The sequence below is a fragment of the Nonomuraea sp. NPDC049419 genome (genome assembly GCF_040676995.1).
Taxonomy (GTDB): Bacteria; Actinomycetota; Actinomycetes; order Streptosporangiales; family Streptosporangiaceae; genus Nonomuraea; species Nonomuraea salmonea.
The window spans coordinates 1-22,023 of sequence record NZ_JBFAQB010000025.1 but is presented as its reverse complement, the minus strand read 5'-3'; the positions used below and the strand labels follow the sequence as shown (position 1 = coordinate 22,023).

Genomic DNA, 22,023 nt, shown 5'->3' with positions numbered 1-22,023 from the left:
TTGGGTGGAGGGAGGGGATCGTCAGCTGCCGAAGATCGCGGTGGGGTCGCCGGTGTACCAGGCGTTGTCGATGCGCAGGCGGTGGATGACCCAGCGCCGGCCGTCGCGGACCAGTTCGGCGTCGTAGGGGTTCTTCAGCAGGGCGAAGGCGGTGTGGTCGGCGGTGAGCAGATGCTGGGCCTCTACCAGGGCGGTCAGCCGTGCGGTGTCGCCGTCCACGGTGATACGAGGGTTGGTGACCTGGTGGGTGGTGTCCACCCGATCGGTGAACATGGTCAGGATGGTGGTGACGATGGTGTCCCGCCCGGACATCACCGGTGGCCGGCCGTCCCACTTGGCGGCGGCGGGGCGGAAGTCCAGCTCGGCGTCGGCGGCGAAGGCCGAGGCGAACAGGGCCTTGTCCTTCAGGTCTTGGCCCAGGCCGAACCGGTACAGCGCGTCGAGGATCTCGGCGCGGTCCCGCAATTCCTCGACGACTGCGTCCGCGTCGGTGGCCGGAGCGGACAAGGCGTGCTCTGCGGTGACGTACATTGCTTGCTCCCGTGCAGGTCACAGTAACGATTGGTGCGATCCACTGTCGTCTGGGGGCGAGGGGGCGATCAATGCGGCCCTGTGCAAGGATCGTGAAGCGGAAGTTAACGATCTGAGGGGGTGCCATGCTGGAGCGCCACGAGCTGGAGGCGTTCTTGACTCTGGCCGAGGAGTTGCACTTCGGCCGCACCGCCGAGCGCCTGCGCGTGTCAACCGCCCGGATCAGCCAAACGATCGCCAAGCTGGAGCGCCGAATCGGGGTGCCGTTGTTCACCCGTACCAGCCGCCGGGTGGAGTTGACCGCAGTGGGCCGGCAACTGTACGAGGAGGTCCGGCCCGCCTGGGACCAGATCGCCGCGGCGTTCGCGCGGGCGATCGACACCGGCCGCGGCCTGACCGGCACCCTGCGGGTGGCCTTCGTCGGCGCGGCGGGCGGGCAGCTGCTCGCCGGGGTCGCCGAGTTGTTCCGCCGTCGCCTGCCGGACTGCGATGTTCGGCTCCGCGAAGCGCAGATGGTCGATCTGATGCCCTGGCTGCGCGATGGCCAGGTGGATCTTGCGTTGGGCACGTTCCCCATCGACGAGCCGGACATCGTCACCGGTCCAGTGCTGGTGTCCGAAATGCGCATGCTCGCCGTACCGTTCCAGCATCCGTTCGCCCGCCGTACGTCGGTCTCGCTCGACGATCTGTCCAGGGTGAAGCTCCTCCAGCTACCGGATACCCTGCCCGCCTCGCTGCGAGAGGATCGCACTCCGCGCGCCACTCCTGCGGGACGACCGATCGATCCCGGTCCCTCGGCCTCGACGTTCAACGAGATGCTCACCCTTATCGGCGCCGGACACGGCGCCTTCCCCGTCGGCGCCCAGGCCAGGCGCTACTACGCACGCCCCGACGTCGCCTACATCCCCATCAGCGACGCCCCGCCACTGCGATGGGGCCTGCTGTGGCGGACCGCCGGCGCCACCGCTCGGGTCCACGCCTTCGCCCGGGCCGCTCACGACCTGGTCAGCTCCTCCTGACGGCGGCGTCCACCGTTCGGCGGACTCTTCGGCGCCGGGACAGACCCGCCGATCATCTCTGCACGTCTACTTGTACGTGGCTCTGCGCGTGAGACCGGCCCCTTGGAGCGCAGCGCCTCGATGCCGTCCTCTCGCCAGGACTTGCGCCATCTGGCCACCGTCCGCTCGTGGACCCGCAGCTCACGAGCGATCTGCCTGGTGCCATGCGCGTCCTCGAACCATTCGGCCGCCTGTAACCGCAGCCGTTCCCGTCGTTCCTGCTCTGCGGGGTTTACCCGCCTCATTGCCCGTACCGCATACATCGGTCGTACACCAGCAACGGCAGACCGTCACGGCTCTATGACTCTACGAATTCAACCTGTGTAGCGGGGACGCGGTTCTAACCTCGGGCTTTCGCGGTGAATTTTGCGAGGGTTGATCAACTACATGAGAAAAGTGCTTCTGAGCTGGGAGGATGGGGCTTGTCTAGAGTCCTGTCCGCGCCAGATCAAGAAGCACTTTCCACGTGAAGACTATCGCCTCCCACCGCACGATCATCGCCTCCGCCGACGGCACCGGGCTGCTGTCCCATGCCGGGAGCCTGTTGCTGCTCAAGACCCTGCACGTCACCGGCCTGGACCGGGCGCTGTCCGCCCAGCTGGAGCGCTGGCGACCAGCCCGAGCGGTGCACGACCCCGGCAAAATCGTGGCCGATCTGGCCGTCGCCCTCGCCCTCGGCGGAGACTGCCTGGCCGACATCGCCCTGCTGCGTGCCCAGCCCGACCTGTTCGGCCCGGTGGCATCCGACCCGACCGTCTCTCGCCTGATCAACCACCTCGCCCGCGATGAGAGCAAGGCGCTCAAGGCCCTGCGTGCGGCCCGCGCCCTCGCCCGCGAACGCGCCTGGGACCTGGCCGGACCTGCGGCGCCGGGCAGCGACGGCGAGCTGATCCCCATCGACCTCGACGCCACCATCGTCATCGCCCACTCCGACAAACAGCACGCCGCCCCGACCTGGAAACACACCTTCGGCTTCCACCCGATGACCGTCTTCGCCGACCACGGCCCCGGTGCCTCCGGCGAACCGCTGGCCATCGTGCTGCGGCCGGGCAACGCCGGCTCCAACACCGCCGCCGACCACATCGAGGCCACACGGCTGGCCCTGGCCCAGCTGCCCCAGCACCGCCGCCGCCAGGTGCTGATCCGCACCGACTCCGGCGGCGGCACCCACGAGTTCCTGGCCTGGCTGACCAAGCCGGGCCGGCGGCTGTCGTACTCGATCGGATTCACCCTGACCGAGGAAATCCAGCAAGCGGTCCTGCGCCTGCCCACGTCCGCGTGGACGCCCGCCTACGACGCCGACCGGCAGGTACGGCCCGGCGCCTGGGTGGCCGAGCTGACCGGCCTGCTGAAGTTGCCGGGCTGGCCGAAGGGGATGCGGGTCATCGCCCGCAAGGAACGCCCCCACCCCGGCGCACAGCTGCGCTTCACCGACGTCGACGGCTGCCGCGTCACCTGCTTCCCCATTGGGGCCCTGGTCGCCAAGCGCGGAGTGGCGGCCCATCAATGCAGCCGTCGCTCATCGCCGGCCTACCGAGTCGACACGCGCGCGCTCGCTGCTCGACTCATGGAGACGGCTTCTCAGACATTCCCGATGCGTGACGATGGCATGGCTGCCAGGACCGTCCGCGCTCCTGACATCCATGGTCACACCGTCGCCTCCCGGACTGAGGACGGTGGGGGTGCCGCAGAAGTCGCACAGCCATTGAAAGCTGTGAAGGTCCTGAGATCGAATCGTCAGGCGTGCCCATGCCGGTGGACTCCATCGACGGATCTCTTGCACCACGGCATCCACCTCCGTCCCGACAGCCGGATACTCACCAAGCCACGCCCGGCCGACGCCGGAGGGACTGTCGATCGCCGCGCCATCGATCGATGCACCGATGCCCTCATGACCGAGGATCTCCACCATGACACCCCACGGGTGTTGCTGGGTCACTCGAACTCGGACCCGTTGGCCAGGGACCAGGTCGGCTCCTGCTGCATCGAATCGCTGCACGAGATCATTGTGTCGCAGGGGGGACTTGAACCGTTCACCTACCTCTTGAGCCACCTTGAGGAGCCTTGGCTCGGGCTCGACCCATCGGTCTAGCAGGCTACTACTGGCGAGGCTTGCGCATCCCACCCTGCTTACTTCGGGGATTGTTTAGAGTCACCGCATGCAGGTCGATCAGTATGTCTATTTCGCGCTCAAGAGTGAGCGTGTGTCCGCTGCGGAGATGGCGGCACGGCTCGGCCTCGAGCCTGACGTGGCCACGGTCCGAGGCAGTAGAAAGCTGGAACCGCCCCGCCCTGCCGTTCATATTTGGCAGGTCAATGGTCCACGATCCTCAGCGCTGCCAGTGGACGAAATGATCTTGACCCTGGTCGACCGGCTGGAACCCTATGCCAAGGTGATCGGCACGGTGGCCGAAGAGTTGGATCGGCATGAACCGGGACACACGGCGACCCTACAAGTGGTTCGATTCTTTGGCGATGAAGAGGACGAGGTCGCCGCCCATGAGGTGCCAGCGCTTCCTAGCATCCCGGCTCGGCATCGGCCACTGGGGTGGCATCTGGATCGACGTGTCCTGAAATTCTTGCAGATCACACATGCCGAGCTCGACGTCGACGAGTACGGAGACAATCTGTAGTAGAGCGTTGGGAAGCGAGCTCGCGCTGTCTGCTTGGGAATTGCAGGGATCTCGGCTCGTAGGGGCGTTGACCTGCGGCTGAGGTCGGTCATGAGTGACCGTGGTTGACCCCTCGTCACCCTGGCTAATGGCACGACGATCAAAGCTCTGAGCTGGGTTCGGTAGGGGACTCGGCGGCGATGGTGCGGAGTTGCTCGATCTCGGCGAAGATCTCTTGATCGGTGAGTACGGACCGGATGGTGAGCCCTTGCGGCCCCGGTTCGCTGTGGTGCTTGCGAAGAGAGAAACAGAGGCCGGCTCGGAGCTCTGCCAGTTCTTGGCGGAGCGCATCGCGTTCAGTGATCAGCTCTTCTACGTCGTCCAGAGTAAAGAGCGTCTTGGAGGGGCCGTCTATGGTCCAGCCGTGCTGGCCGGGTTCCCAGAAGATATTGATCTCGGTGCCTTCGAGAGGGTCGCCACCGGGTGTCGCATCTTGGGCGGTGGTCACGTTGAGTTCTTCTACGCGGAGATACCAACCTCCGGAGTTGACGTCGACCCCGACGGGCGTTTCGTCGGGTAAGCCGGTGAGGTAGTCGAGGAGCTGGCGAACGGTGAGCATAGGCGCAGGGTGACATGGATCGCGCACCTGCGCACACCCCGCCTGCTCGACACTGAGATCATCCCGTCTGCCCTCGCCCCGCCCGAAGGGGAAGCGGGCCAGGGCCACGGGGACAAGGTGGAGCCCCCAACTGGAGGAACGACCTTGGCCCCGTGGCCCTGGTCTGCTCGGCTTGTCCCGGGTCGATGGCGGACGGGATGATCAGCTTCCACCTCAGGCATCTACGGACCTCAGGTCCGCGCGGCGATCACCCCGGAGCCGGAGTCCCCCGCCGGAGGCGCGTTCTTGAGGGATGATGAGTGCTGTGCCTGACCTGCTTTGGGATGACGTGAAGGTCCTCTTCGACCCTGAGGTCAACGGAGCGTTGCCTGATGTGGTTGTAGAGGGGACGACTGTCGAGGACTGGCAGGTGCTGCTGGATCTCGTTCGTGCGCAGGGTTGGCAGCACGCCTACGCGGTGGGTGGCGAGCCGATGGAGCTTTCTTCGGCTGCTGACATGGTCGCGGCTGTGGATGGCGGCGGCGTGCCTGAGCTGAGCCTCTCGCCCGTGCTGAAGGTCTGGCCGATCCCTGAGATCCTGATTATTTTCCGGATGTATCAAGTGGAATCCATCGACTTCGACGTCGATCTCAGAGAGTTGCAGGGGCAAGAGCGGCTGAACGTCCTGGTGCGGTTCTTCTGCGTGATCGGACGGTGTCTCGGGAAGTCCGTGTTGATGAGTGCGGAGGGATCTCCTGGCCATCCGGATCTTGGGTTCGATATCGAGGCTGATCGAGTGGTGCTGATGGTAGCTCCGGCTGATCTGGGCGTGTAGCAACTGTTGATGGGGCTTGAGGGCCGGGGGTCGAGCTACCGATGCGGCCCGAGTGGCGGGCGCGCGCGAGAACGGCCCCCAGGCCGCACGCGCAGCGCGCGGCCCGCAAGCTCGGGCCGCGCGGCGGCGGGTGCGCCGCCGCCTTGATACCCGAAAGAACAACTCGGCAATTCGGCGGGCTTGCAAGTGGTCCCGTTTGTCACTCAATCGAGCAGGTCCGGACGGCGGTTAGTGAGGGCTCTGCGGGCTGTGACGAACCGTTCGTGGAACTCTTCGGCAAGCGCTTCGCGTCGATAGCGTTGCCGTAGCACGCGGTCGAGATCTCCAGCACGGTGCACGAGGTCGGTAAGGGACCGTCGATCGATGTCGAAGGCGGCCAGTCCCTCTTCAACGGCGGCGTCGAGATCGCCGCGCCGAGCGTGGACGATGCCAAGGTCTATGTGTGCGTCGGCGACTCTCATCGGTGCGTTGGAGCTGCCGTCAGGGCGAAGGTGCATCTGGATGGTCTCGCGGGCGTGTTCCTCGGCGCGGTCATCATCGCCCAGCCAGGTGTAGCAGGTGGCGGCGTAGAAGACCCACTTGGCGTGGTCGAAGACGAAGTGGTGGTCGGGGTGGTCAGGCATGGGCAGGGTGCTGAGGACCTCGGCTCCGCGGGTGAGGGTACGGTCGGCTTCGCGGCGGTCGCCGATGCGAGCAAGGCCGCGGGCTTCTTGGAGGGTGAGTTGGACCATGGCGCTGCTGGTGCCGGCGACGGCTTGGCCCATCCGGGCGGCGGTGACGACGTCTTCGTAGCGGCCTTCGACGAGGGCGAACCAGGCTGACATCTCGTGTGCCCACCCCATCAATTCTCCGTGCTCAACTTGGCGGCCCATCTCGAAGGCGGCGCGGCGGGCGGTCTCGGCTTCTTCCCTCTCGCCCAGGTCGTAGTGGACGCAGCCGAGTAGGGCGGTGAGCCAGCCGGTGATGACGAGGAGTTCGCGGTGCTGGGCCAGGGTGAGGCGTCCGGGAAGCAGGCGGTTGATTTGGGCCAGGCGCTTTTGGGTGCGGTCGCGTAGCGTGCCTGCGGGTACGACCGGGTAGGCGCGGCAGAGCAGATCGACGGCCTCGGCGAGGGCTTCCAGGGTGCCGGTGCCGACGTCGGATGCCTGGAGTTGCTGGGCGAGTTCCATGGTGCCGTACAACTCGGCCTCGGCACGAAGAGCGTCGGCGGGGATGACCTGGGCCTCGATGAGGCGGCTGCTGGTCTGTCTGGTCTGGGTGAAGCCGAGGGCTTCCGGCTCGTGCCCGGTGAGCTGGGTCAGGGCGAGCCCGTACGGCGTGCGGGGCCAGCGGACTTCGCCGGCCTCCCAGCGGCGGACCCGTTCCTCGTCGCATGCCAGGCGTTCGGCGACGCCTACCGGGGTGGCGTTGATGCGGTCGGCCATCTCCGCGCGGGTGAGGCGATGCTCGTTGCGCCAGGCGCGTAGTCGCACGTTAGGGACGTAGTCGGGCATCTTCGGGTCTTCCTCCCGGCTGGGGGCTCGAAAGGGGAAATGAGAACAACTCCGCTCTCATGGTGCACAAGCGGGAGCCCGGGTTGCCGGTGTGGGTGTTCGTCGGGTACGGCGGGGCCTACTACTCCTGGCAGAGCGCCGAGCAGCGGCACCCGACCTCCGATCCGGAGGGCGCGGCGAAGCTCCTGGCCGCATACGCCGCCAGGTGATGACCGGCGCGCCGAGGCATGCGCAGTCCCTGTCGGAGGGGGTAGGGATCGGGGCCGCCGTGCCTCGTCGCGTCACCACCGGCAGGCAGTCCCAGCGGTGGCTCCCGTGGCGTTCTTTCCCCGCCCGGCCGCTGGGCTGCCTGCCGGTTCTCCTGTACGGCTCCCCGCCTTGGCTCAACCGCGTGGACAGTGCGTGGTTCGCCGGTTACTCTCAAACTTGGTAAAACAACCTGTCGGCTGTTGGACGGTCATGATGTCGCTTGAGTCCGTGCCGCCTAAGTATGCGCAGCTTGTCCAGACTCTTCAGAGGCGCATCGAGGCAGGAGACTACCCACCGGGCACGCTCCTCCCCAGCGAGAACCAGCTCATCCAAGAGTTCGGCGTCTCCCGTCCCACCGTGGTCGCCGCCCTTCGCGTGCTGCGTGAGCAGGGCTGGATCGAGTCCCAGCAGGGCAAGGGCCGCTTCGTACGCGGCCGACCGGCCATGGCCTCCATCGAGCAGAAGCGGCCCGGACAGGCGTACCTGACCAACCCCGAAGCCGGCACCAGCGGCGAGGTCGTCGAAGTGGGCTCAGTGACCGCCCCTAATCGTGTCGCCGCGCTGCTCGATCTCCAGCCCAAGAGCAAGGTGTTCGTCCGGCGGCGGCTGATCGTGCGTGAGGGCGAATCTACCGAGTTGGTGTCGCTGTGGCTGCCGCTGGATCTCTCCTCAGGTACGGACCTGACCAGCGATGAGCCGTTGCGGCAGGGGTTCCGGGAGCATCTTCAGGCGCGCAAGGGTGTGCGGTTCGATCACATCGTGGAGCAGATCACCGCGCGTATGCCTTCGGCCGACGAGGTCAAGCAGCTCGGCATGCCGAAGAACATCCCGCTCCTGGCAGTGTTCGGTGCCGTCCGTGATGCCTCCGGCCGGCCTCTTGGTGTCATCGAGGTCTTGCTGCCTGCTGACCGGCACGAACTGGAAGACGCCTACCCGGTCGCCTGATTCAACTGTCCGGCTATGTGCAGCGCCAGTCCCAATCGCTGGGGCTGATGTCGATGACCTCCACGGTGATCTTCCGGCCGTCTCCCGTGTCTTCACCGAACCGCAGAGACACCTGCGCTTGTTCGTCGTTGTCGGCCCCGCGGATGCGAGCCTCGTTGTAGTAGGTGCGGATCTCGCCCTGAGACAGGCCGGTCTGCAGCACTCGCCGTACGCGGTACTCGCAGTAGTCGCCGTTCCCTCCCGAGATCTTGCCGAAGGTCGCTCGGGCACTGCCCTCGCTTTGCGTCTTGGGCGGAAGCGGATGAGCAAGGACGCGCTCGCGGAAGTCGTCGAAGCGGGCATCGTCGCGCCACATGGGGATCTGGTACAGCAGGAAAAGCCCGATCAGCGGGACGATCACCACCACGGATAAGCAGCCCCACAAGATTCGCACCAGATCCTCCTCATATGTCGGGCCATCGGCTTGGGTGCCTGTCTATCGCAGTGGTGACACGCACGTCACCTCTCACCTAGTCACTTGACCTAGCAAGCTACGGAGTTATCTTCTGACTACTTGATAGGTCGAGTGCCTGTCATCCAAGAGAGGAACCGTAGTTATGGCTCTGCAAGGCCCTATCCCCGTCACCTTCGCCATGGTCTTCCCGCACGGCTGCTACATCGTCGGCGAGGTCGAGCCCGTCAAGGACTTCGACGCCTCGACGAACGGCCGTTTCGTGCAGGCCCGCGACAAGCAGACCGCCGAACTGGTCTGGCAGGTCGCGGTCATGGACGGTGACCCGACCCTCAAGCCCGCCCAGAAGACCGTGGCGGTCAAGATCCTCACCCCGGTGCAGCCGACTCCGCCGCAGCCCATGCCGGGGCTGCCGTTCACGCCGGTCGAGTTCGACGGCATCACCGTCACCCCGTACGTCAACGCGGCCGGACGACTCGCGTACTCGATCAAAGTGCGGGAGATGCACGCACCTCGCCAGCTCAACCAGCCCGCCCAGAGCAAGGGTTCGGCCGGAAAGGAAGCCGCCTAAATGACCCGACGCCGTACACCACGCAACAGCGTGATCCGGCTGACCACCGGGCACGCCGCCCACACGCTCAACCACCCGTTCCCACGCCGTCAGCCCGTCCTGGCGCTCGACTTCGGCGCCACCTCCGTCCTGCTCACCACCCACAGGGCCGTCACGAAGGAAGACCTGGAATTCGCACGCCAGCTCGCCCGCGAAGCATCGCGCTTCGCCCGCTCCCTAGAACGCAGCTTCTACGGCCTCCCGGACGGACGCGGGGTGGCGGCATGAGCGAGCACCGGCCCTACACCTACGTCACCTTGTCCATGCAGCCCGACACTGAGCCGCACGTCAGCGTCTCCTTCCACACCGCGCGCCTCAAGGTGCGTGCCGGACTCCTGCTCAGCAACCCGCGCCCCTACCTGGACTTCACCTCGCACGAGGCGAACCTGCACATCTCCACCACCGAGGCCGGACCGGTCACCGACGACGACCTCAACACCGCCCGCGACATCTTCAGCGCGGCTGCTCGCTACCTGGCCGACTGCGAGCAGCTACACGCCGAACAGGCCAACAAGGACGCCGGCGACACGGCGGCCTGACAGATAAGGCGGGGCCGCTGGAAGCGGCAACTTCCGGCGGCCCCTCGGTTCTCCCCTGACTCCACATCACGAGAGGTACCCCAGCTTATGTTCAAGCGGCTGTCGACCCCGTACGCGGCCTGGTCGAGTGCGCCGAGTGCGGCCAGACCGCACTCATCGTCACCGACCCCGACGAAGGGAGGAACGCATGACGCATGCGCACGACCGCGCCCTCCCCCGAGCCGTCCGCCAAGCCATGCCGATGGCCCGCGACGTACTCGTAGAGGTCGCCAAGCAGCACGGCGTCTGCATCCGCCCGATCCCGCTCAAGCGCCTCGACACCCACACCGGTACCTGGGAGGTCATCGACGTCCCGTGCGGGGCCACCCTCGACAGCAAGTGCCCGCCGTGTGCCAAGCGCAACAAGCAGCTCCGCAAGGCTTAATGCCGCGAAGGCTGGCACCTCGACGAAGAACCCACCATCACACCCGACGAACCCAACGAGGAACAGCGCTGGCTGGTGGAGTTCCGCGCCGACTACCAAGCCCAGCGCGACGCCGCCGAGAAGGCCGGCGACGACACCACCGAACTCGACGCGATCATCGCGGGCTTGGACGAGGAGATCAACGCCGCCGGCATGCGCGGCAACGTCCTCGGCCGCACCACCGCCAAGCGCTCCCGCTCCACCCGGCGACGCCAGGATGCACCCGACCTGCCCAAGCGCAAGATGGCCCACACCACCCTGGGCCGCACCTTCCAAGCCAGCGACGGCAAGATCTACCGGCCGTCCCTGTTCGTCACGCTCACCCTGCCCTCGTACGGCAAGGTCCGCGACGGCGTACCCATCGACCCCGACACCTACGACTACCGGCGCGCCGCCCGAGACGCCCTGCACTTCTCCAAGCTCGTGGACCGCTTCGTACAGAACCTGCGCCGGGTCGCGGGCTATGACGTGCAGTACTTCTCCTCGGTAGAGCCACAGAAGCGGCTCGCCCCGCACCTGCACACGGCCATCCGTGGAACGCTCCCACGAGCAGAGATCAAGCAGATCGCCGCCGCGACCTACCACCAGGTCTGGTGGCCCGAGGCGAACGAAGTCCTCTTCGAAGGCGAGCACCTGCCTGTCTGGCAGGACGGCACCGGCTACCTCGACCCTGTGAGCGGCGAGGTCCTGCCCATTTGGGACGAAGCCCTCGACGCGATTGATGAGGACGCCGAACCGCTACACGTGATCCGCTTCGGCGAACAGGTCGATGTCCAAGGTGTCTTGGCCGGTACCCCGGATTCGGACCAGTGCATCCGCTACCTGTCCAAGTACCTCACCAAGTCCATCGGCGACGCCCTCGACTGCGGCCAGGCCCAGCGCGAGCATGCCGCCCGCATGCTCGACGCCCTCCGCTACGAACCCTGCTCACCCACCTGCCCGAACTGGCTCCGCTACGGCGTCCAGCCCAAGAACGCGAAAGCCGGTATGCAGCCCGGCCGCTGCCGTGGCAAGGCCCACAAACCCGACCACCTCGGCCACGCCGGACGCCGCATCCTCGTCAGCCGCAAGTGGTCCAACAAGACCCTCGCCGAACACGAGCAGGACCGCCGTACCTGGGTCCTCGAAGCCCTCGGTCAGGCCGACCAACCCACAGATCCGCACCGCTACATCTGGCGGCCCGTCCCGGCCGGAGACGCCAACGTGCCACCTCTCGCCGTACGCCTCCTGCGCAGCGTGGCCGTACGGCAGCGCTGGCGAGCCCATTTGCGAGAGCTGGAGGCCAGAGCAGCCGGTCGAGATCTTTCGGCAACCGAGGACATGGGGAGGGCGGCGTGACCAAGCGAGACGAACTGTTGACCGTTACTCAAGTCCTCGACGAACTCGGCGGCGTCTCCCGCCGCACCTTCTACCGCTGGCGAGAGATCGGCAAGGCACCGAACGGCATCCGCCTGCCCAACGGCGAACTCCGCATCTACCGCAGCGACCTCGACGCCTGGCTCGAATCCCTCAGGAGCGCCGCATGACCACCTCCTACAAGGTCAAGTTCTGGGATATCCGTACCAACACCCGAGCGGACAAGCCCGGCAAGAAGCCTCGGGTCGTCTCCCACACCGTGCGGTGGACGGTCGGCAACCGCGAGAAGTCACAAACCTTCAAGACCAAGGGCCTGGCCGAGGGCTTCCTGTCCGATCTGCGGCAGGCGGCCAAGAAGGGCGAAGCCTTCGACGTAGATAGCGGTCTTCCCGCTTCGATGGTCAAGGCTAAGGATGGCCCGGACCTGGTACGCCTTCGCCGTCACGTACGTTCGCACCTGGTGGCCTCAAGCGGCGGCCAAGTCCCGGGAAGGCATGACCGACACTCTCGCCACCGTCACCCGCGTTCTGGTCGGCGACGTACCCGGCCGACCGTCTGACGAGATCATCCGGCGGGCACTGCGCGAGCACTCCTTCCTGCCCGAGGATCGCCGGCGTGAGCCGACACCGGAGATCGCCCGCGCTGTCCGCTGGTTGGAAGGTGCTTCACTCCCGCTGACAGCTCTCGAAGAGACCAAGCACGCCCGTGCGGCGCTGGAAGCCCTGGCGCTGTGCCTGGACGGCAAGCCTGCGGCCACCTCGACGTACCGCCGCAAGCGGGCCGTCTTCCACCACGCGCTTGAGTACGCCGTGGAGTTGGAAGAGCTTTCGGCGAATCCGCTGCACAAGGTCAAGTTCCGCAAGGCCAAGGTGAGCGGCGAGATCGATCGGCGCTCAGTGGTCAGCCCAAGGCAGGCACGTGAACTGCTCACCGCGGTGACCTACGTGGGGCGATCACGAGGGCCGATGCTGGCCGCCATGTTCGCCTGCATGTACTTCGGCGGCCTGCGCCCGGCAGAAGCGGCGGGACTGCGGCAGAAGGACTGTCAGCTCCCGGAGAAGGGCTGGGGGCTGCTGACGCTGGAGAAGACCAGGCCGCAGAGCAACAGGCGGTTCACCGACTCGGGTCAGGCTCACGACGAGCGCGGGCTGAAGCATCGGGACGTGAAGCACACGCGCACCGTGCCCGTCCCGCCCGAACTCGTGGCCATTCTGCGGGATCACATCGCGGCGTTCGGCGTCGGCGAGGACGGCCGGCTCTTCCGTACGCGCACGGGCGGCGTGATCTCAGGCTCGGCGTACGCGAAGGTCTGGCAGGAAGCCTGGACACCGCCTTTACTCCCGACCAGGTCGCCTCTCCCCTGGCGGGCCGGCCGTACGACCTCCGGCACGCTGCCGTCTCGCTTTGGCTCAACGCGGGCGTGCACGCCCCGGAAGCGGCCGAGAGAGCGGGACACGGCGTGGACGTGATGCTCCGCGTGTACGCCAAGTGCATCGACGGCCAACAGGAGATCGCCAACCGGCGCATCTTGGAAGCGCTCGCGGCGTGACACAGGAACTACGGCAGGACCCCGGGACACCTCAGGGTCCTTTCGCCGTTCCGGGCCGCGAAACTCCCAGGTCGAGCTGGGGAAACCTGGCTGCGGGCATTCCGCGTATGTTCCGTGAAGAGTGGCACAGGGCTGCTTCGGGCCGCCTCTCGCTGCCTACGAGGCATCCGAAGCGATCATGCAAAAGACCAGGTCAACCCGTGAATTGCCTGGTCTCGAACGCGCGCCCTGCAGGATTCGAACCTGCGACCGTCGGATTAGAAGCAAGATCTTTCAGTGTCAGGCAGTGCTGTCTGGTGGCAGTTCGTGCCATCTCCACACCTTTCGCGTGTCCGGCAGTGCCAGGAACTGACGACACGTGACGGGGCGCACGAGCACGCACCGAGCACGGCGGACACCCCATTGGCCATTCCCCCGCGGCCGCCCGAATGATTGTCCCCTGAACGGTGGGCGTCATGTTCTTCAAGGCAGGTAGGACAGCGACCCGCGCATGGGTGCCGGAAGGATCGTTCGGGCGTGCGTGTGAGCACGTGCCGAGCACAGCGGCGATATCTCTACCTGTGGCCGGGATACCCACCACGAGCACTCCGAGCCCTTGCGACCACGGATACCTCCTTCCATGGTTGCCCAACCATGGAAGGAGGACGCGGACGATTGAGCCAGGCATGCAACATCGCGTACAGCCATGCCTTCGTCCAGGCACAACACAGCAGATACTGCACGACGTGCTGGCGCCGCTGCTCGCCCCTGCCACCTCTTTCCTGCTGGCTCCGTCCAAGCCCGCCCCCGCATGACGTCCCCGCCGAGCGTTCGACAGCGTCAGGGCCGACACCTCTCGTGATGAGATGGAGATCATCATCTGTGATGATCGACGCATGAAGCGCATGAGCGTCGCGCTGGTCGTGGCTGGCCTGTTGAGCGTAACGATTCCCGGCGGCGCCGTGCACGCGGTTCCCGCATCGGAGCCTCTCGGCTCCGTCGTCAAAGCGATCAAGAAGCAGTTCGCGAAGAAGAGCAGCGTGCGCTTCTCCGTCAGGCGACGTGGCGGCCCTCCGCCGTCGGAGGATCTCAAGATCTCCGGCGCCTACCGCTTCAACGCTTCAGGCATGTACGCCGCCGACCTCACGGTGATCTCCCGCGAGCGGGCCGCGACGGGCCGGTCCCGGGAGATCACCATAGGCCGGGACTACTACTCCCAGAGCTACGTGCGTTCCGATAAGGGCAAGTACATCTGGAAATCGCCACCTAAGCTGGGGGAATGGACCGCTGGACAGAACCTCGCCGGGGTCGTCTGGGGTAAGGATCTCGTCAACGGAATCAACCCAGGCTTTCTCGAACTGGTCGCCTCCTATGGTGCGACCAGCGCCGACGGCGAAACCTTCGAGGGCGTGAAGACAACGCTCCACAGCGGCACGGTGACGGTCACCAAGCTGATGGAGAGGCAGGCCGGAATCTCCTTCGATATCGAAGAGGAGGGGGTACACGGCGGCCAGATCACCTGGAAGCTCTGGGCAGGCCCGGACAACCTGCCGAGACGCTTCCAGGCCATCATGAAGTTCACCTGGCCGGAGGGCGGCGACGCCGAGACCATGACGATGAACATCATCTATCGAGACTGGGGAACCCCCGTCAAGATCACCGCCCCGCCCAAGCGCCTCCTCTCCGACGACTGGTGATAGACGAGCTGACGTACAACGCAGCACTTCGGAGCTCTAAGACCGTGACTCATTTGGGGTTTGGTCGTTGGATCTTTCGTGGATGCCTTCCTTCGGCGGCTGGTGCCTGATGAGTTGTGGGAGTTGTTCCAGCGGGTGGTCCCGCCGGCGCCGACGCGACCGCAAGGTGGCGGGCGACGGCGGGTGGACGATCGGACGATTCCGGCAGCGATCGTGTACGTGGCCACTACCGGGTGCGCCTGGCGGCAGTTGCCCCCGATGTTCGGCGCATCCTGGCAGACCATGCACCGTCGCTTCACCGAGTGGAGCACCGCGCGCGTGTGAGCCAAGTTGTACCGGATCTTGCTGGACGAGCTCGGCGCGCGCGGCGAGCTGGACTGGTCGCGGTGCGCGATCGACTCGGTCAGCGTCCGGGCGGTCAAAGGGGGAACTGACGGGCCCGAATCCTGTCGACCGCGGCTAGAAGGGGTCGAAGATCCACCTCGTCACCGAACGGACTGGTCTGCCCCTTTGCTGTCGCGATCAGCGCCGCCAACGTCCACGACAGCCTGGCGCTACATGTACTGGCCGACCACCTCCGAGTGAACCACTTCATACAGCTCGGGATCCATAGTCAACATGCCCCGCTCATCAACTCCGAAAGCGCCACGAAAGTAACATTCGCTGAAAACGGAAATCATGAGTTCGATATTTTGAAACTCTATTTCGGTAGGCTCTCCCGACAGAACTCCGGCTACCTGTGGCTGCTCGGATCCTCTCCACAATGCCGCATAGAAATCCCCACTTGCATTGCCGAGCAGGGGAATCCAGTCAGGGCCAAGTACCGGGTCATCAGGATACGACTCTCTGAGCACAACGGCCTCAGACAGGGAGAGCGGGGCATATCCAGGAATCAAGTTCGCGTCATCCTGCGTCTGTCCAGCAAAGTATGCAACGCCGTTGCACCAGCCGAACCAGATTGCCACGTCTTCCGGAACGGAGCAACCAAGCTCTGACTCAACCTGTTCAGACGAGAGGCCTGGCGAAAGTGCTGCAACGATCGGACGCTTCAACGCGGCCAGTTGAGTCACCAAACGCCGCAGCGCGATGAGCAACACCCACTACCCCTTATCTTTTCACCCGTACATGATGCCGCCAGTGCTCGGCCGGGTAGTCGTAGAAGGCCAGCAGCTCTTCGACGTCGTCGGTGATCTTGGCGACGGCCTTGGGGAACTTGGCGCCGTAGGCGGCCTCAAAGGCGGTGACCGCGGCCAGCGCGCGGTCCTTGCTCTCGGCGTTCCAGATCTCCGTAAGGGTCTTCTTCGCGCCGGGGTGGGCCGACTTCGGCAGCGACCCGAGCACATTGGCGATCTTGTTAAACCAGCAGCGTTGAGCTCTGGCCTGCGGGAACACCTCGGCCAGCGCTGACCAGAAGCCGAGCGCGCCGTCACCGATGGCCAGCACCGGGGCGCGCATGCAGCGCCGGGCGCAGTCGCGCAGCAGGTCCGCCCAGGACTCGGTCGATTCGCGGTAGTCGTCGGTCAGCGCGATGAGTTCCTTGCGGCCGTCGGCACGCACCCCGATCAGCACCAGCAGGCACAGCTTGTGCTCCTCCAGCCGGATGTTGACGTGGATGCCATCAGCCCACAGGTAGACGTAGTCTATGTCGGACAGGTCGCGTGCGGCGAACGCCCGTTGTTCGGCTTTCCATTGCTCGGTGAGCTTGGTGATGACCGGCGCCGACAGGCCGTGGCCGGTGCCGAGGAACTGGCCAGCGCGGGCACGAAGTCGCCGGTGGACAGGCCGTGCAGGTAGAGCAAAGGGAGCACCTCGGTGATCGCCGGGCTCTTACGGCACCACGGCGGCAGAATCGCCGAGGAGAACCGGCGCCGCTCGCCCGTGGTCTCGTCGATGCGCTTGTCATTGACCCGTGGAGCCTGGACCTCGATCGCGCCCGCGCTGGTCAGCACGGTCCGGGGCTGATGGTGGCCGTTGCGCACGACCAGGCGGCGGCCGGCCTCGTCGCGTTCGCCGGCGAAGGCGGCGATGTAGGCGTAGACCTCGGCCTTGAGCGCTTCGGCGAGCATCCGGCGGGCGCCTTCCCGCACCAGCTCGGCGATCAGCACGGGTGAGAGGCTGGAGGCGGACGCGTCACGGTCGCCGCCAGCGGGGTCAGGGACTACGGTGAGCACGGGTGTGCCTTCCCGACCGACGTTGACGCGTCGGTCATGTCTTGAGGACTCGCATGATCTTCGGGAAGGTACACCCCTTCCCGACCGATCCACAGGTCTCAAGCATTGCTCAGATGCGTAACCGGTCGGCGTTGGCCTCGGCGAAGCGGGCCAGTTCGGCGACCAGGTGCACGCTCAAGTTGTCCCAGCACCACACGAGCGGCGTGCCGAGCTGCTGGTGGACGGCCATGATGAGGTCGCGGTAGTCGCTCCAGGTGAAGCTCCTGGGCTCGTCCTTACGCCCGTGGTAGATGAGCAGCTTGAACATCAGATGCGGGCGGTGTCCGAGCCGGTAGCAGACCACGCTGGCGATGTTGACCCGGCCGCTGCCCCTGCCGCGTACCGTCACCACCGGGCGGGCGCCGCGCGGTGCCCACGTGCGTCCTTTCGGCGGCCTCAACCCCTGACCTGCTTCATCCTCGAAGCAGATGTAGGCGCCCAGGTCCGCCGCGGTGGCTTTACGGCCGGCCACACCTCCTGCTCCCAGGTGGCGATGGCCTGCTCGTCGCGTTCCAGCGCGCGCCGGGAGGGAACCTGTGCCGACCAGCCGTGCCGTCGTAGCAGCTTGCCGACGCCCTCGATGGTGTAGCCGATGTGGAACAGCCGGCCGATCAGCGTCTTGATCCGGCCCGGGGTCCAGCGTTGGTCATCGCCGAACCCGTGCGCCAAGGGGGCCCGGTTCAGCTCGGTCTCCAGCCGTTGCCACTGCGCCGATGTCAGCTTCTCGCGTGAGACCGGACCCTTGGAGCGCAGCGCCTCGATGCCGTCCTCTCGCCAGGACTTGCGCCATCTGGCCACCGTCCGCTCGTGGACCCGCAGCTCACGAGCGATCTGCCTGGTGCCATGCGCGTCCTCGAACCATTCGGCCGCCTGTAACCGCAGCTGTTCCCGTCGTTCCTGCTCTGCGGGGGTGTACCCGCCTCGTTGCCCGTACCGCATACATCGGTCGTACACCAGCAACGGCAGACCGTCACGGCTCTATGACTCTACGAATTCAACCTGTGTAGCGGGGACGCGGTTCTAACGATGGCACCGAGTTCCACTTGCAGGCTGCGGGCCACGACGGGATGACCGTACGAATTCAGCTTCTCGATCGCCTTCTCCACGAGCCTGGACCCGCATGGATAGAATTTCCGGCAGGCACAGCACTTATTCAAGGTCTACGTAGGAGGAAACTCCTCACCACGAGCAAGCCAGGCCTTCAAGTCTTCCCTCTCTGAAGCCGTTCGACGCCCTGCCAGATATCGTCGTGCTGCCTCCTGCAGCGTTGAGGAACAGTAAGGTTCCGGCAACACCGCAACGCCGATTTCTTCTTGCCAAACCGTTCCGACAACGAATACCGAGCCGCTCATAGAAGACATCACAAATCCGGGATAGCCGTGCCCGGAGCCGACGACACCGGACGCTGCTCCTTGCCCAGCCAAATCCCATCCAGCTTGGAGCTCCACCGCTCCCCACTCGCATTCCCACCAGGCCGGGTCCGTTGAGTCATCGGACGCCTCCCGAACTCGGTCAAAATCCGGCTCGATACCTGGATTCAGCGATACGAGGAATTGGTGCTCGCCTGAAAACAGCCCTGCCTCGGACGAGAGCGCATACCAGTCACGGTTGAATATTTCGACTGAATGGGGGTTGCTGCGGCTGACCGTGCGATCATAGCGTCCCTCGCTCGGGCCGACACTTGTCACCAGCGACGCCACCCAGGTAGGAATTCCCGTTCGCCTTCTGGGCCCAAGGAATTTCATGCCGAAGCTCGACATGAGTTCGGAGATCAACTGCTCGTTCATTGGATGACTCACTCGCAATGCAGGCTAGTCGCAGAACGATCTAAGGTTTTTAAAGTTGTGGTTTGGATCCACATATATTTGCCATCCTTTTCGAGAATTATATAGCTATTATTTCCTTCAACTCCGTAGATCTCCGCCCCGTCCCACCACTTATTTCTACGCGGATCACCCCCTAGCCCAGTGCGCCGATTCGGCTCCCTATATTTATAGATGTCTGAACTGCCATCTGCTTTTAGACGCGGCCCAAGGCTGCCGTCTTTAATCCTTCTGAGCATCTCAGTGACAAACGGAGGAATGCGCTCGGCATTGTGAACCAGAACGCTAACGCCACCTACCCCAACATAGTAGGTATGCACGTCGGCGACGGTCAGATTATACACCTGCTGCGCTGCCGTCCATCGCTTTACGCCGGTGACCTTGACCCAGGTTCCGGCAGAGGTGCGAAGCCGGCCCGACCGGTACCTTCCGCCAGCGCGCCGAGCTGACCAAACCCCAGCGCGACATCCTGGCCAAACTCGACATCCCGACCCCGACGAAAATCGTCGAGGCCATCCCCGCCGCAGACACCTGACCAGGCGCAACGCTTACGCCTAGTGACACGCCGCATCGGCACGCTCGCAAGCGTTCCCGGAGCCCAGAGCACATATCCGGGTGCTTTTCCTGCTACACATCTGCGGAACGCGGCATTGGGCGTGGGATTTGCCACAGATCTGCGCGCGCCTTCAACCAGTCAGCTTCATGAGCCTGCGCGCGTTCCACCTACTGAGAACACTTCATCCCTACGTAGCCGCGCCCTCACGGTTCGCTTATATAGCAGTTCTGTAGATGCTCGCTTACATATGCACTAACGATTCAAGGCTTGTCAAGCCTCGCAACCACAAGATAAACAATCTATCGTAAGGTCATTCCGTTGGGGCTACCGTCTCACGGCCATGAGGCATGCCCCGGCGGGCATGGAAGGGAGAATACTGGTTTGCGATTCCGAGCAGCACTAACAGCGATGATCGGCCCACTCTTAGCCCTCGCCGTTCTCGCGCCATCGCCAGCCTTAGCCAATCCTCCGATGACCGACCCCGGAAACCCTCTCATCGCAAAACTCGAAAAGTATCGGCAAGGCCCATCCGAAGAACCTGGCCGAGTCAACCCAAAAGCAAAGCGCAAAGCGGCAGTTCAGGATACCTGCCAGAGCACGCAACCCTCGCAGACAGAAGGCAAGCCCTACACTATCTGTTTCGAGCCAGCAGAACCCGCCGCTCGCAATGCGGTCCAAGCTCTCACTCGGCCCGCCGAAGTACCTGAATGGTGCGCGCAAGTTCGAACTCGATCTGTGGAGCCTCATCACCGCGAACCCGGCAAAGAACGAGATCACCTTTGATCAATGGGTCGGAGCGGAAGACCTGGACGGACAAGGCTATGCCATCATATTCACGGCAATCCCAGGCTGCGGCGGCCCCTGTAGCGTCATGACAAATCCCTACCCTCCGACCGAGCTCGTGGAAGGAGAATACAAGAGAGTTCACCATGAACTCTCAGGCCAGCTCTCCGGCACTCAGGTCGAAGTCTCAAATGGAATTTCCCCCGAGGCCGAACTTGTCTTTATCCATCCCCGCTGGCAGTGGACGCGGTAACTGTCGTGTCGGAAATCTTCGAGCCGCTCCGCTGTGACTACATGGCCGCAGGCGGCGATATCGCCTACTACGGATGCGTCTTCCCCCTCTTCTGGGGGACTCACAAGGTCCCTCGGTCGATCCTTCTAGGCTACGCCAACCACATCGCCGATGCCCAGACTGAGGGCCTTCCTGGCGCACCGCCCACGCCAGGCAACAACTATCCGCTGCATCGGATCAGGAACCAGTCAGACATCACCGAAAATCGCAACACCGCATGCCAGGATGCACCCAGCCCTCGTCCAGCCGGCTGGGAATGTGATGAGTATCCTCCAGCCTCGACCCTGGAGGGTGCGGCTACGAGCGGCGGCGACTATAGCTGGCGCCTTATCCCCATAGAACAAAACCAGGCTGGCGGTGCCCATTTGAAGGGGTTCTATCGGGACTACAGGCTCATTGCCAGGGATGCCTTCTACATTCAAGTCGTCAATTAACCGGGGCTTACCACGGTAGCCTTGTGTCATGAGCTCTGACATTCCTCCAACAGCGAGAGCGGTCGTCCACGTCTCCTACCACCAATTGCTCATCAAGGCGGCAGACGAGGAGACCTATACGGAGCCTCCGATGGGCGACTCCGCGCGGCTAGTGGTGGCGCGAAAGGACGCAGCAACCATCTGGGCTGACGTGCACACCGGTCCCGTTCAAGTGAGCGTTCAGATATGGGACCATCCACCGGAGCGGCAGTCGTCCGGCTGGGACAAGGTTGCAGAGATCGAACTTGTGACCTCCACGGGGCTCATGCGGGTGATGGGCTTCATGGACTTCCCGCCAGATGAACTACCGGTCCTGACTCCGCGAGGGCCCGGAAGCTACGGGGTACGCGTCCATACCCGCCGCCCGAACTCGGCAAGAGCAACAGGTGGAACCCCAAGCGCGATGGAGGAGTTCCTGATCGTGACCTGGCCTGTCAGCGCTGATGAGGGGTTCTCCTCAGCGGAGACGCAGCATGGGGAGGCTAGCTTGTCTGACCAGATCAGAGCCTGGTCGAGCGCCAATACTGATCCCTTCGGCGACAGAGGGCGACTCTGAGCGCGCCATCGAACGTCGCAGCACGAGGGCCCATCCCAGCAGGAGTGGGCCCTCGAAGCTGTCCGCGTCCGCCTCACTTGCAGGGATCGGAGGAGCAACCGCCCTCTTGTAGCCTCAATCCCGCAAGACATCGACCCTGATGACAGCGCTCGAGTGAGCCCTTCCCACTCCAAGAAATTCCGATCGCCAGCCAGTAGCCACACCCGCAGCAGCAGCAGCGTATATCCGTTGCGGTCATGTAGCGCCGCCACATGCTCCAGGACCGGGGCTCCCGGTACTACATCCGTAGATCGCGTGGTAACGGGTCGCCTCGTCGGCGGTAGTGGCTGATCAGAGCACGGGTTTGGTGCGTTTGCCGGAATCTG

The 22,023-nt window shown here is 64.8% G+C and carries 25 protein-coding genes and 4 pseudogenes; 18 read left to right on the top strand and 11 right to left on the bottom strand.

Annotated features, from left to right (window positions below; translation table 11 throughout):
- Window positions 1-21: 21 nt before the first annotated feature.
- Window positions 22-531, bottom strand: coding sequence for a nuclear transport factor 2 family protein (locus AB0K12_RS42495; protein WP_364573936.1), 510 nt, complete (start codon window positions 529-531; stop codon window positions 22-24).
- Between the two features lie 125 nt (window positions 532-656).
- On the opposite strand from AB0K12_RS42495, the gene AB0K12_RS42490 reads away from it, so the two are divergent.
- A complete protein-coding gene (locus AB0K12_RS42490; protein ID WP_364573934.1) occupies window positions 657-1,550 on the top strand; it encodes a LysR family transcriptional regulator in 894 nt (297 codons plus the stop codon).
- On the opposite strand, the gene AB0K12_RS42485 is transcribed toward AB0K12_RS42490, so the two are convergent.
- A complete protein-coding gene (locus AB0K12_RS42485; RefSeq protein ID WP_364573932.1) occupies window positions 1,526-1,834 on the bottom strand; it encodes a helix-turn-helix domain-containing protein in 309 nt (102 codons plus the stop codon). The genes AB0K12_RS42490 and AB0K12_RS42485 overlap by 25 nt on opposite strands.
- A gap of 221 nt (window positions 1,835-2,055) precedes the next feature.
- On the opposite strand from AB0K12_RS42485, the pseudogene AB0K12_RS42480 reads away from it, so the two are divergent.
- Together AB0K12_RS42480 and AB0K12_RS42475 are read left to right on the top strand one after the other, a co-directional pair.
- Window positions 2,056-3,051, top strand: a pseudogene (locus tag AB0K12_RS42480) (IS1380 family transposase); the annotation flags it as partial.
- Between the two features lie 697 nt (window positions 3,052-3,748).
- Window positions 3,749-4,222, top strand: coding sequence for a DUF4279 domain-containing protein (locus AB0K12_RS42475; RefSeq protein ID WP_364573929.1), 474 nt, complete (start codon window positions 3,749-3,751; stop codon window positions 4,220-4,222).
- Between the two features lie 139 nt (window positions 4,223-4,361).
- Here the strand turns inward: AB0K12_RS42475 and AB0K12_RS42470 are convergent, their stop codons facing one another.
- Window positions 4,362-4,820, bottom strand: a complete 459-nt coding sequence (locus AB0K12_RS42470) for a hypothetical protein (protein ID WP_364573927.1) — start codon at window positions 4,818-4,820, stop codon at window positions 4,362-4,364.
- Between the two features lie 304 nt (window positions 4,821-5,124).
- On the opposite strand from AB0K12_RS42470, the gene AB0K12_RS42465 reads away from it, so the two are divergent.
- Window positions 5,125-5,634, top strand: coding sequence for a hypothetical protein (locus tag AB0K12_RS42465; RefSeq protein ID WP_364573925.1), 510 nt, complete (start codon window positions 5,125-5,127; stop codon window positions 5,632-5,634).
- 203 nt (window positions 5,635-5,837) lie between these two features.
- Here AB0K12_RS42465 and AB0K12_RS42460 read toward each other — a convergent pair whose 3' ends face one another.
- On the bottom strand, window positions 5,838-7,127 hold the full coding sequence (locus tag AB0K12_RS42460; RefSeq protein WP_364573923.1) for a hypothetical protein: 1,290 nt from the start codon (window positions 7,125-7,127) through the stop codon (window positions 5,838-5,840).
- Window positions 7,128-7,186: 59 nt separating this feature from the next.
- Here AB0K12_RS42460 and AB0K12_RS42455 point away from each other — a divergent pair, with 59 nt between their 5' ends.
- Complete coding sequence (locus AB0K12_RS42455) at window positions 7,187-7,336, top strand: hypothetical protein (RefSeq protein ID WP_364573921.1); 150 nt, start codon at window positions 7,187-7,189, stop codon at window positions 7,334-7,336.
- Window positions 7,337-7,586: 250 nt separating this feature from the next.
- Window positions 7,587-8,321, top strand: coding sequence for a GntR family transcriptional regulator (locus AB0K12_RS42450; RefSeq protein ID WP_364573918.1), 735 nt, complete (start codon window positions 7,587-7,589; stop codon window positions 8,319-8,321).
- A gap of 13 nt (window positions 8,322-8,334) precedes the next feature.
- Here AB0K12_RS42450 and AB0K12_RS42445 read toward each other — a convergent pair whose 3' ends face one another.
- The gene (locus AB0K12_RS42445) at window positions 8,335-8,727 is read right to left on the bottom strand and encodes a hypothetical protein (protein ID WP_364573916.1); all 393 of its coding nucleotides are present in this window, start codon (window positions 8,725-8,727) and stop codon (window positions 8,335-8,337) included.
- A gap of 190 nt (window positions 8,728-8,917) precedes the next feature.
- Between AB0K12_RS42445 and AB0K12_RS42440 the strand changes: the two genes are divergently transcribed.
- From AB0K12_RS42440 to AB0K12_RS42400, 9 genes and pseudogenes are all read left to right on the top strand, one after another.
- A complete protein-coding gene (locus AB0K12_RS42440; RefSeq protein ID WP_364573914.1) occupies window positions 8,918-9,343 on the top strand; it encodes a plasmid replication, integration and excision activator in 426 nt (141 codons plus the stop codon).
- Window positions 9,344-9,610 (top strand): hypothetical protein, encoded by a 267-nt coding sequence (locus AB0K12_RS42435; RefSeq protein ID WP_364573912.1) that lies wholly within the window; start codon window positions 9,344-9,346, stop codon window positions 9,608-9,610.
- Window positions 9,607-9,921 (top strand): hypothetical protein, encoded by a 315-nt coding sequence (locus AB0K12_RS42430; RefSeq protein ID WP_364573910.1) that lies wholly within the window; start codon window positions 9,607-9,609, stop codon window positions 9,919-9,921. Before AB0K12_RS42435 ends, AB0K12_RS42430 begins: the two co-directional genes overlap by 4 nt.
- A 187-nt stretch (window positions 9,922-10,108) precedes the next feature.
- Window positions 10,109-11,722: pseudogene (locus tag AB0K12_RS42425) on the top strand (replication initiator).
- Window positions 11,719-11,910 (top strand): helix-turn-helix domain-containing protein, encoded by a 192-nt coding sequence (locus AB0K12_RS42420; RefSeq protein ID WP_364573908.1) that lies wholly within the window; start codon window positions 11,719-11,721, stop codon window positions 11,908-11,910. The pseudogene AB0K12_RS42425 and the gene AB0K12_RS42420 overlap by 4 nt, the downstream one beginning before the upstream one ends.
- Window positions 11,907-12,299: a hypothetical protein gene (locus AB0K12_RS42415; protein ID WP_364573906.1), complete on the top strand. Its 393-nt coding sequence runs from the start codon at window positions 11,907-11,909 to the stop codon at window positions 12,297-12,299. The genes AB0K12_RS42420 and AB0K12_RS42415 overlap by 4 nt, the downstream gene beginning before the upstream one ends.
- Window positions 12,235-13,209 (top strand): hypothetical protein, encoded by a 975-nt coding sequence (locus AB0K12_RS42410; protein WP_364573904.1) that lies wholly within the window; start codon window positions 12,235-12,237, stop codon window positions 13,207-13,209. Before AB0K12_RS42415 ends, AB0K12_RS42410 begins: the two co-directional genes overlap by 65 nt.
- A 925-nt stretch (window positions 13,210-14,134) precedes the next feature.
- Window positions 14,135-14,965: a hypothetical protein gene (locus tag AB0K12_RS42405; protein WP_364573902.1), complete on the top strand. Its 831-nt coding sequence runs from the start codon at window positions 14,135-14,137 to the stop codon at window positions 14,963-14,965.
- Window positions 14,966-15,043: 78 nt separating this feature from the next.
- Window positions 15,044-15,522: pseudogene (locus AB0K12_RS42400) on the top strand (IS5 family transposase); the annotation flags it as partial.
- Here AB0K12_RS42400 and AB0K12_RS42395 read toward each other — a convergent pair.
- The 6 genes and pseudogenes from AB0K12_RS42395 to AB0K12_RS42370 all read right to left on the bottom strand — a co-directional run bounded on the left by AB0K12_RS42395 (window position 15,520) and on the right by AB0K12_RS42370 (window position 19,318).
- Window positions 15,520-16,035, bottom strand: coding sequence for an SMI1/KNR4 family protein (locus tag AB0K12_RS42395; RefSeq protein ID WP_364574111.1), 516 nt, complete (start codon window positions 16,033-16,035; stop codon window positions 15,520-15,522). The pseudogene AB0K12_RS42400 and the gene AB0K12_RS42395 overlap by 3 nt on opposite strands.
- A gap of 58 nt (window positions 16,036-16,093) precedes the next feature.
- A pseudogene (locus tag AB0K12_RS42390) lies at window positions 16,094-17,070 on the bottom strand (IS256 family transposase); the annotation flags it as partial.
- Between the two features lie 175 nt (window positions 17,071-17,245).
- Window positions 17,246-17,575 carry a hypothetical protein gene (locus tag AB0K12_RS42385; protein WP_364573900.1) on the bottom strand — a complete coding sequence of 110 codons (330 nt, stop codon included), beginning with the start codon at window positions 17,573-17,575 and terminating at the stop codon, window positions 17,246-17,248.
- Window positions 17,572-18,129: a winged helix-turn-helix domain-containing protein gene (locus AB0K12_RS42380; protein WP_364574109.1), complete on the bottom strand. Its 558-nt coding sequence runs from the start codon at window positions 18,127-18,129 to the stop codon at window positions 17,572-17,574. Before AB0K12_RS42380 ends, AB0K12_RS42385 begins: the two co-directional genes overlap by 4 nt.
- A gap of 206 nt (window positions 18,130-18,335) precedes the next feature.
- Complete coding sequence (locus AB0K12_RS42375) at window positions 18,336-18,962, bottom strand: hypothetical protein (RefSeq protein ID WP_364573898.1); 627 nt, start codon at window positions 18,960-18,962, stop codon at window positions 18,336-18,338.
- A gap of 8 nt (window positions 18,963-18,970) precedes the next feature.
- Complete coding sequence (locus AB0K12_RS42370; RefSeq protein WP_364573896.1) at window positions 18,971-19,318, bottom strand: hypothetical protein; 348 nt, start codon at window positions 19,316-19,318, stop codon at window positions 18,971-18,973.
- A gap of 903 nt (window positions 19,319-20,221) precedes the next feature.
- Between AB0K12_RS42370 and AB0K12_RS42365 the strand changes: the two genes are divergently transcribed.
- Genes AB0K12_RS42365 through AB0K12_RS42355 form a run of 3 tightly spaced genes read left to right on the top strand, consistent with a single transcriptional unit; the run spans window position 20,222 to window position 21,658 of the window.
- Complete coding sequence (locus AB0K12_RS42365) at window positions 20,222-20,590, top strand: hypothetical protein (RefSeq protein WP_364573895.1); 369 nt, start codon at window positions 20,222-20,224, stop codon at window positions 20,588-20,590.
- 5 nt (window positions 20,591-20,595) lie between these two features.
- Window positions 20,596-21,063, top strand: coding sequence for a NucA/NucB deoxyribonuclease domain-containing protein (locus AB0K12_RS42360; RefSeq protein WP_364573893.1), 468 nt, complete (start codon window positions 20,596-20,598; stop codon window positions 21,061-21,063).
- A 28-nt stretch (window positions 21,064-21,091) separates the two neighbouring features.
- Window positions 21,092-21,658 carry a hypothetical protein gene (locus AB0K12_RS42355; protein ID WP_364573891.1) on the top strand — a complete coding sequence of 189 codons (567 nt, stop codon included), beginning with the start codon at window positions 21,092-21,094 and terminating at the stop codon, window positions 21,656-21,658.
- Window positions 21,659-22,023: the final 365 nt, after the last annotated feature.

What these genes read in the sequence shown, in the direction of transcription:
- AB0K12_RS42495 (WP_364573936.1), bottom strand. Translation starts at nt 531, where the DNA reads ATGTACGTCACCGCAGAGCACGCCTTGTCCGCTCCGGCCACCGACGCG.
- AB0K12_RS42490 (WP_364573934.1), top strand. Translation starts at nt 657, where the DNA reads ATGCTGGAGCGCCACGAGCTGGAGGCGTTCTTGACTCTGGCCGAGGAG.
- AB0K12_RS42485 (WP_364573932.1), bottom strand. Translation starts at nt 1,834, where the DNA reads ATGAGGCGGGTAAACCCCGCAGAGCAGGAACGACGGGAACGGCTGCGG.
- AB0K12_RS42475 (WP_364573929.1), top strand. Translation starts at nt 3,749, where the DNA reads ATGCAGGTCGATCAGTATGTCTATTTCGCGCTCAAGAGTGAGCGTGTG.
- AB0K12_RS42470 (WP_364573927.1), bottom strand. Translation starts at nt 4,820, where the DNA reads ATGCTCACCGTTCGCCAGCTCCTCGACTACCTCACCGGCTTACCCGAC.
- AB0K12_RS42460 (WP_364573923.1), bottom strand. Translation starts at nt 7,127, where the DNA reads ATGCCCGACTACGTCCCTAACGTGCGACTACGCGCCTGGCGCAACGAG.
- AB0K12_RS42455 (WP_364573921.1), top strand. Translation starts at nt 7,187, where the DNA reads ATGGTGCACAAGCGGGAGCCCGGGTTGCCGGTGTGGGTGTTCGTCGGG.
- AB0K12_RS42450 (WP_364573918.1), top strand. Translation starts at nt 7,587, where the DNA reads ATGATGTCGCTTGAGTCCGTGCCGCCTAAGTATGCGCAGCTTGTCCAG.
- AB0K12_RS42440 (WP_364573914.1), top strand. Translation starts at nt 8,918, where the DNA reads ATGGCTCTGCAAGGCCCTATCCCCGTCACCTTCGCCATGGTCTTCCCG.
- AB0K12_RS42435 (WP_364573912.1), top strand. Translation starts at nt 9,344, where the DNA reads ATGACCCGACGCCGTACACCACGCAACAGCGTGATCCGGCTGACCACC.
- AB0K12_RS42430 (WP_364573910.1), top strand. Translation starts at nt 9,607, where the DNA reads ATGAGCGAGCACCGGCCCTACACCTACGTCACCTTGTCCATGCAGCCC.
- AB0K12_RS42415 (WP_364573906.1), top strand. Translation starts at nt 11,907, where the DNA reads ATGACCACCTCCTACAAGGTCAAGTTCTGGGATATCCGTACCAACACC.
- AB0K12_RS42410 (WP_364573904.1), top strand. Translation starts at nt 12,235, where the DNA reads ATGACCGACACTCTCGCCACCGTCACCCGCGTTCTGGTCGGCGACGTA.
- AB0K12_RS42405 (WP_364573902.1), top strand. Translation starts at nt 14,135, where the DNA reads ATGGAGATCATCATCTGTGATGATCGACGCATGAAGCGCATGAGCGTC.
- AB0K12_RS42375 (WP_364573898.1), bottom strand. Translation starts at nt 18,962, where the DNA reads ATGAACGAGCAGTTGATCTCCGAACTCATGTCGAGCTTCGGCATGAAA.
- AB0K12_RS42365 (WP_364573895.1), top strand. Translation starts at nt 20,222, where the DNA reads ATGCGGTCCAAGCTCTCACTCGGCCCGCCGAAGTACCTGAATGGTGCG.
- AB0K12_RS42355 (WP_364573891.1), top strand. Translation starts at nt 21,092, where the DNA reads ATGAGCTCTGACATTCCTCCAACAGCGAGAGCGGTCGTCCACGTCTCC.